The 6828-nt window shown below is 43.6% G+C and carries 10 protein-coding genes; 7 read left to right on the forward strand and 3 right to left on the reverse strand.

Features of this window, described 5'->3' with window-relative positions; genetic code table 11:
- Both AAAT87_RS14800 and AAAT87_RS14805 read right to left on the reverse strand, forming a co-directional pair.
- The coding region (locus tag AAAT87_RS14800; RefSeq protein ID WP_489743473.1) for an HU family DNA-binding protein at positions 1 to 353 on the reverse strand (353 nt) is incomplete at its 3' end.
- Positions 354 to 1099: 746 nt separating this feature from the next.
- The gene (locus tag AAAT87_RS14805; RefSeq protein ID WP_349226853.1) at positions 1100 to 1993 is read right to left on the reverse strand and encodes a DNA-methyltransferase; all 894 of its coding nucleotides are present in this window, start codon (positions 1991 to 1993) and stop codon (positions 1100 to 1102) included.
- A 227-nt stretch (positions 1994 to 2220) separates the two neighbouring features.
- On the opposite strand from AAAT87_RS14805, the gene AAAT87_RS14810 reads away from it, so the two are divergent.
- Together AAAT87_RS14810 and AAAT87_RS14815 are read left to right on the forward strand one after the other, a co-directional pair.
- Positions 2221 to 2976: a hypothetical protein gene (locus AAAT87_RS14810; RefSeq protein WP_296972001.1), complete on the forward strand. Its 756-nt coding sequence runs from the start codon at positions 2221 to 2223 to the stop codon at positions 2974 to 2976.
- Positions 2977 to 3221: 245 nt separating this feature from the next.
- Complete coding sequence (locus AAAT87_RS14815; RefSeq protein ID WP_294809555.1) at positions 3222 to 3680, forward strand: transposase; 459 nt, start codon at positions 3222 to 3224, stop codon at positions 3678 to 3680.
- 55 nt (positions 3681 to 3735) lie between these two features.
- Here the strand turns inward: AAAT87_RS14815 and AAAT87_RS14820 are convergent, their stop codons facing one another.
- Positions 3736 to 3930, reverse strand: coding sequence for a hypothetical protein (locus tag AAAT87_RS14820; protein WP_349226849.1), 195 nt, complete (start codon positions 3928 to 3930; stop codon positions 3736 to 3738).
- 210 nt (positions 3931 to 4140) lie between these two features.
- Between AAAT87_RS14820 and AAAT87_RS14825 the strand changes: the two genes are divergently transcribed.
- The 5 genes from AAAT87_RS14825 to AAAT87_RS14845 all read left to right on the forward strand — a co-directional run.
- Positions 4141 to 4566, forward strand: a complete 426-nt coding sequence (locus AAAT87_RS14825; RefSeq protein ID WP_294824474.1) for a hypothetical protein — start codon at positions 4141 to 4143, stop codon at positions 4564 to 4566.
- A 368-nt stretch (positions 4567 to 4934) separates the two neighbouring features.
- On the forward strand, positions 4935 to 5195 hold the full coding sequence (locus AAAT87_RS14830) for a hypothetical protein (protein WP_349226850.1): 261 nt from the start codon (positions 4935 to 4937) through the stop codon (positions 5193 to 5195).
- A gap of 442 nt (positions 5196 to 5637) precedes the next feature.
- Positions 5638 to 6153 (forward strand): spore coat protein, encoded by a 516-nt coding sequence (locus tag AAAT87_RS14835; RefSeq protein WP_349226851.1) that lies wholly within the window; start codon positions 5638 to 5640, stop codon positions 6151 to 6153.
- Between the two features lie 29 nt (positions 6154 to 6182).
- A complete protein-coding gene (locus AAAT87_RS14840) occupies positions 6183 to 6617 on the forward strand; it encodes a hypothetical protein (protein WP_293496586.1) in 435 nt (144 codons plus the stop codon).
- Positions 6599 to 6828: hypothetical protein (locus tag AAAT87_RS14845; protein WP_349226852.1), on the forward strand; the 230-nt coding region annotated here is incomplete at its 3' end. The genes AAAT87_RS14840 and AAAT87_RS14845, both read left to right, overlap by 19 nt.

Below are 6828 nucleotides of genomic sequence, written 5' to 3' on the forward strand. Positions count from 1 at the left end.
GTCTTTGTGTTTCTTACAATCAGGTGCACGCCCAGCACACTAGCCGCCGTCACCTTCTCCTTGCTCACCTCGCCACGTGAAGTCATACCGATGGAGAACAATCCGAGGTCAGAGAAACGAACGCTCTTGCCATCCAGAATCAGATGCTTCAGGCAATCGAGGGTGTCCATCAGCACACCATGGATAGTACCACGGCTGTATGGAGAGTTGTGCTCAGAGATATGAGTCACGAAGTCCTCGAAACTCATCTCACGGTCGCTCACGGCAGTAGCATACCAGAGCTTCTTACCTGCGTTCTCCCCCGTCTGAGGGGTACGTGTAATCTTACGATACTTACTAGTTCCTTGTCCCATAATCAATCAGTTTTTAAAGGGTTAATAATTCAATTTTAATGGTTACTCATTCAGTTTTTTTGTCACTCATCCGATTGGCGCCTTATCTCTGAATGACAGTGCAAAGAAAGTGCAAACGAGCGCAGAGTCAAGTTTACTTGAACTATGCCGAGTGCAGCCTTTCTTCTAACGATAGTGCAAAGAAAGTGCAAACGAGCGCAGAGTCAAGTTTACTTGAACTATGCCGAGTGCAGCCTTTCTTCTAACGACAGTGCAAAGATACGGCTTTTTTCTGGAACCACCAAATTTTGGGTGGCGATAAGGGCCGATTTTCAGCAGCTTTCAATTTGAAACTGCGTTAATAATCCTAACTCATAAGATAGAGAAGAAAGAAGCATTGAGTTGCGTTCCTCGAAATATAGTTTTTTGTTCTAAAGTTCTTCCAGTAAGATGGTTAAGCAGGATATCCATCAGCTTCCAAAAGTGACTCAGTGACTCAGTGACTCAGTGACTCAGTTTATTTCTGCCCGTATGTTCTACCCTCTTTATAGTAGATATATTATATATATAAATATATATATATAATATATAATCTATATACTTACAATCTGTAAGCAGAAAACAACCCTTATAGGGGGTCGGAAATAAACTGAGTCACTGAGTCACTGAGTCACTGAGTCACTTTTTGGGGGGATAAGCCCATTCATCATTCTAATCTTCACTTTTGAGGAGAATCCTTCTGATGTCAAAGAAAAAGATGCGCCCCCTCAGAATGGCAAGTCGTAACCCGGCATTTCTTCCCCGAGAATGAAGCCGGGAAGCATACCTTCCTGCTGCTCCATTTTCTCCATTACCTCGATATCCTTGATGCGATGCCGGTAATCGTGGAGAATCGTCTGCGATTCCAGCTCCTCTCTTCTTGCCCTGCTCAGTTCCAGATACTGCTTTTCCTGGTCGATGCCCAGGAAGCGGCGGCCCAGCAGATTGGCAGCGATGCCGGTGGTACTGCTGCCGGCGAATGGGTCAAGAATCCAAGCCCCCGGTTTGGTGGAAGCCAGAATGATGCGAGCAAGGAGAGCGAGCGGCTTCTGGGTAGGATGCTTGCCCTGCGATTTTTCCCATCTTGCGATGGCAGGCAGGCGCCATACATCCGTCATCTGCTTGTCATCATTCAGTTTTTTCATCAACTGGTAGTTGTAAAAATGCGGCACCTTCTTCTCCTTCCTTGCCCAGATAACGAACTCGGTGGAGTAAGTAAAGTATCGGCACGAGATATTGGGCGGCGGATTCGTCTTAGCCCACGTAATGACATTCAGGATTTTGAATCCCAGTTGCGTCAGCTTGTTTGCCACGGAGAAGATATTGTGATAGGTTCCCGATACCCAGATGGTACCATCCTCCTTCAGATGTTCCCGGCAAGCCGAAATCCACTCCTCGTTGAATTGGTCGATATGTTCCGGCGAACCGCCCTTGTCCCATTCACCTTTATCCACGCACACCACTTTTCCGCTCTGCACGCTGATACCGCCGTTGGAGAGGAAGTAAGGAGGATCGGCGAAGATCATGTCGAACTTGAAATCAAATTCGCCCATCAGCCTGATACAGTCTCCTTGGAGGAGAGTGAAATCGTCAGTCCTATGATATATCGCCTTTTTGTTCATCATTTCGGGTGCAAAGATAATGTAAATATCTGATAAATAAACGATTAGATCATTTTTTAACTTTCGTGATCAAAAAAGATCAATTAGGTTGGATGAAATGAAAAATGGATTAAAATGAATAAGAACAGAAAGTTTTTCACATATTATTTTGTTCTTTCTGAATATTGATGTAAATTTGCAAGGTGATTTTAATTTTTGGTTTTGAAAGAAATAAAACTTAGCGAGATATGAAACAATACGAAGCTGTAATAGAGACCTTGAAGAGGTTGGGTGGATGTGCTACATTCGGTCAGCTGAATCAGGAGGTGTTCAAGATAGAGGATTGCACATGGAATACCAAGACTCCATTTGCATCCATACGTCGTATTGTACAAGACCGCAAGGAAATCTTTCGCATTCGTCCAGGACTGTGGGCTTTGGAGGAATATAGAAGTCTCTTGGCGGATAGAGGTATCGTGGCACAAGATGCAACTAATTCAGATTCAGAGCAGGTGCAGGAATTCAATCATTCTTATTATCAGGGACTTCTGCTGTATATCGGTAAGATGAAGAAACTTGAAACCTATGTTCCTGCACAGGATAAGAACAGGAGATGTATCAATGTGAAGCTGGGCGAAATCTCCACATTGACGGAAGTTCCGCCTTTCTCCTATCAGGAATTTGTGGATAGAAGCAGCACGATAGACGTTATGTGGTTTCAGCCTAATTCTTTGGGCAGCGATGTGATGATGCCCAATAGCTTCTTTGAGGTGGAGCATACTACGGATATTCAGAATTCTCTCTGTAAGTTTTCTGACCTTCAGAGTTTTAATGCCCGTATGTATATCGTGGCAGATGCCAGGCGTCATACTGAGTTTATAGCCAGGTTGAGCCATGATTATTTCAAGCCTATCTCTGATAGGGTGAAATTTGTAAGTTATGATAAGCTTGATAGATATTACGAGGGTTTGATGACGCAGCAGAAAAGCTCGCTAGTTCTCTGATTGTAACGGATGTATTATGCAGTTCTTCTATATGATTTTCCCGGTGCTGGAGGCATTGCATTTACTCTGTTTTGGGGCAGCACGCCCTGAATCAACAGTCACCGGCCGAAGGGAAAGGTAAAGGACAGAAGTTATCAAGTAGGCCCGGCACGCCCTGAAAGGGCAGAAGCTCCTAGCCCAGGGCAACACCCTGGGTATTAATGATATATAAACCAACGCTCTGAATGGGCAAAAGCTTTACAATTATGGCACAATCATTATCAAAAATTTATATCCATTTGATTTTCCACATCAAAACCACGAGCCCCAAAATACGTGAAAATGATTTGGAGCGACTTCATAATTATATCGGTAAACTTGTTAAAACTACGGGATGTGCCGAGATAAAGGCAGGTGGTGTAGGAGATCATGTTCATGTCTTGTTCATTTTATCCAAAGACGTCACGATTTCCCAGATAGTGGAGGAGATTAAGCGAAACAGCAGCAGATGGATTAAGAATCTCGACCCTGCGTATTATCATTTTTTCGCATGGCAGGGTGGTTATGCTGCCTATTCCATCAGCCAATCAGTTGTGGATAAAACATTACAATACATTGCCAATCAGAAAGAGCATCACACAAAGCATTCGTTTGCAGAGGAATATAGAGCGTTCTTGAAATTATATAATGTGGAATATGATGAGAATTTCGTATTCCGGGATTAGGTGAGCTGCGTGATATTGTAAAGCTTTTGCCTAGTAATTGAAAGCTTTTGCCCTTTCAGGGCGACAGGCTCGCATACAACATACCCAGGGCGATGCCCTGGGCTAGGAGCTTCTGCCCTTTCAGGGCGTGTGGGTCCAGGAGCTTCCATCCTTTCAGGGCGTGTGGGACCAGGAGCTTCCATCCTTTCAGGGCGTGTGGGACTGGGAACTTCCATCCTTTCAGGGGGCGTGTGGGACTGGGAACTTCCATCCTTTCAGGGGCGTGTGGGACTGGGAACTTCCATTCTTTCAGGATGCGAGGAAGTGTAGCACTAAAATGCTCACTTCCTCTCTTTTTTTGGTAAAACACCTTATTTAACGTTAAACCAGCTAAAAGACCTTAAAAACTAGGGAATCATAGGGATTCCCAACTCTATTGCATAAATTAATCCTTTTCTTTACCTTTGTCTGAAAAAACAATATGACAGATCTTATTCAAGGACATATTAACCATAACGACTTCATAAGGCATGAAGGAATCAAGAGGCTGAGCAAGCTCCTTAACTCCCTAGTGGCTGATAAGATCATTGTGGCTTATCGCTTGGAGATAGATTTTAAACTTGATCACAAGACATTGGACAAGCTGAAGCAGGAGGATTTGACTGTCGCTCAATATACACTTGATAAAATGAGATCTGCCATCGCTTATTATCTTGGCGAATATCGTGATAAAGTGAATCGGATAAACGATGAAAAGATTAAGCGTGAAAAACTAGAAAAAATATCAGAGTACGAAGAAAGCTACAAGAGCGCCCTAGGATACCAGGCTGATGCCTGCCTGACCTTATATAATATGGGCGAGGACTTGAGAATAACGTATAACCCTGACATAATTAAGAATACCTAGGAAACAGAAATGAATCATTAGGTTATAGTATTAACTTTAAATATTTAGCAGAAACAGAAAGTAATTAAACGAAATTTGGGTTATCTGCTTGCCGATAGGAAGAGATAGCCCCCTAGTCGAACAGACCTTGCTAACGCCCTCATTAATTGTCAGCGCAACAGGCTTATATATTTTTTTAACCACCACAACACTTCTATAAGCAGAGTGGACAATTAATAATGATAAATATGGCAGATTCATTATAGCTTAGGGCGCAGCCGGCTTTTACTGCACCCCTGCGCCCATCACGAAAAGCACTCTATCCTATCGGCTAAATAATTGAGGGTTCAATAAACATACACTCAAACCATCTAAAATTGAAACATCCAATGGAAATAACTAAAGAATTAGAAGCATTAGCAAAGTACCAGAATAGTGGCGCACCGATCATTTTTGCTGATTGCCAAATTGTATTTGGCGATAATGCCACATTATTTGGCGATATCCTGAAGAAGGATACTGCACACGCATCAACAACACAGGATCCGCAGGGCGTTGACCCCAAATTCAAGACTGAGAAAGCGAAAACCATTTTCAAGAAGTTGGTAGAAAATGGATATACCCATACAGAAGGCTCTTCTTACGTGTAGGATGTATCTCAGGCTGAGTATGGTTATATGGTCTATATCGTTTCTGACCTTTTGAATATCAAGCACCCTTCTTCCAACCGAATCTTGTGGATGGAGTTTAGAGCTATATTTTCTAATGCTGAGAGTATGGAGAGTTCTGCAAAGGTAGCTGTGAGCAAATCAGTTTCCTGCTATGAGTCTTATAAGTCTTGGCCTAATGAAGCAAAAAAAATCAGAAATATTTTGTTGCAGTAAGTATTTGATATATAGGAAGATGCAAAGAACTAATCTTCCTAACGTACATAAAGTTTAGTCAATTTAACGGCAAATTCGCCGTACCTTTGCCTCGCAATCAGATGATAAAGTCTGGTTGCGGGGCTTTTCTGTATATGGAAAACCGGTACCATTTCCTGGTGCGGAATTTAGCGGATGGTCGCAGCCCCAACGATTATAATATATCAAAATGATGAACGTGATAAAACCCTATTATTTCGAGCATCCTCAATATGGAAAGATGAGAGTGCTGACAGCGGGAGGCAAGACCTTCTTCTGCATGAGCGACTTGCAGCGAGTATTTGACAAGACACCCGAAGATCTCTATCAGATTGTTGCTGATTCGGAGGGCGAAGTGAGAAACTTCCATATCGTGATGGAGCCAAAGAAGGAAGTAGAATTCAGAACCTTCTTCCTTGATTTGGAAATGATGACCTCTAACCGAAGAAAGAAAAACGTTGCCGTAGATTATAACTTCTGCGATGAGGTGATGGTGACCGATATGGTGAACCCGCAGAAACGTGGTGATAAGTTGATTGCCAAATGGTTGCTGGGATTTATCAAGGACAGTTTGAACAACAAAATGTTTGTTCATTGTTACTGTGCTTCTGGAGTCTTCCTGTTGTCGGACAACACCGAAGTCACCCCCATCGATGTCCGCTTCAATGGCAGAATCCTGACCATCAATGACCAGATTTTTGATTAACAACATATCTTTCTAAAACTTCAATATATATGAGCAAGAAAAGTTTTTCTGCAGCCGCAGAGGCTGCTGTACAGGCGCTTTTGAACGCCCAAAAGGTAGATGCCAGTATCATTACTGACGAGTGTGGTAACGTAGCTATCCGCAAGGCTCCCTGGAACGATGCGGAAACCATCTGCGAGGTGCCCAAGGTGATTCCGGGCAGAATGATCTGCAGCGGTGGCGAGCATGGCGACCAGCTCGACTTCAAACCTTATGCACAGTCGGGCGGGAAGCTTTATACGGAGATTATCCATACCTCGCATGGTGCCCTCCGTACCTCGCCGCAGCGTGTGTTCGTTTCCTTCTCTTTTCCGAAGGAAATGAACAAGTCGGATATTCTGAAATATCTCTACAAAGAGATGATGGAGATGAAGGGCAAAGCTAAACATTTCAAGGAGAATATAGCATGGGAACAGTACAAGTAATGGCTCTGAATCCGGCACGCAAGGGCAATATGGGAAGATTGAATTCTTCCCAGCCCCTGTATGTCTATGACACCCTGATAGCACAGCCGTGGCTGAAGGGTGTGATTGCGCAGATACGTGGGGAAAAGGCGATTCCCGGCGTAGATGCTGGTGATGAAAAGGCGGTGAAGAAGGCGAAGGAGGGGCTGAAAAGACAGCTGCCTATCCGTGC

It is taken from the genome of Segatella sinensis, assembly GCF_040095255.1.
Lineage (GTDB): Bacteria > Bacteroidota > Bacteroidia > Bacteroidales > Bacteroidaceae > Prevotella > Prevotella sinensis.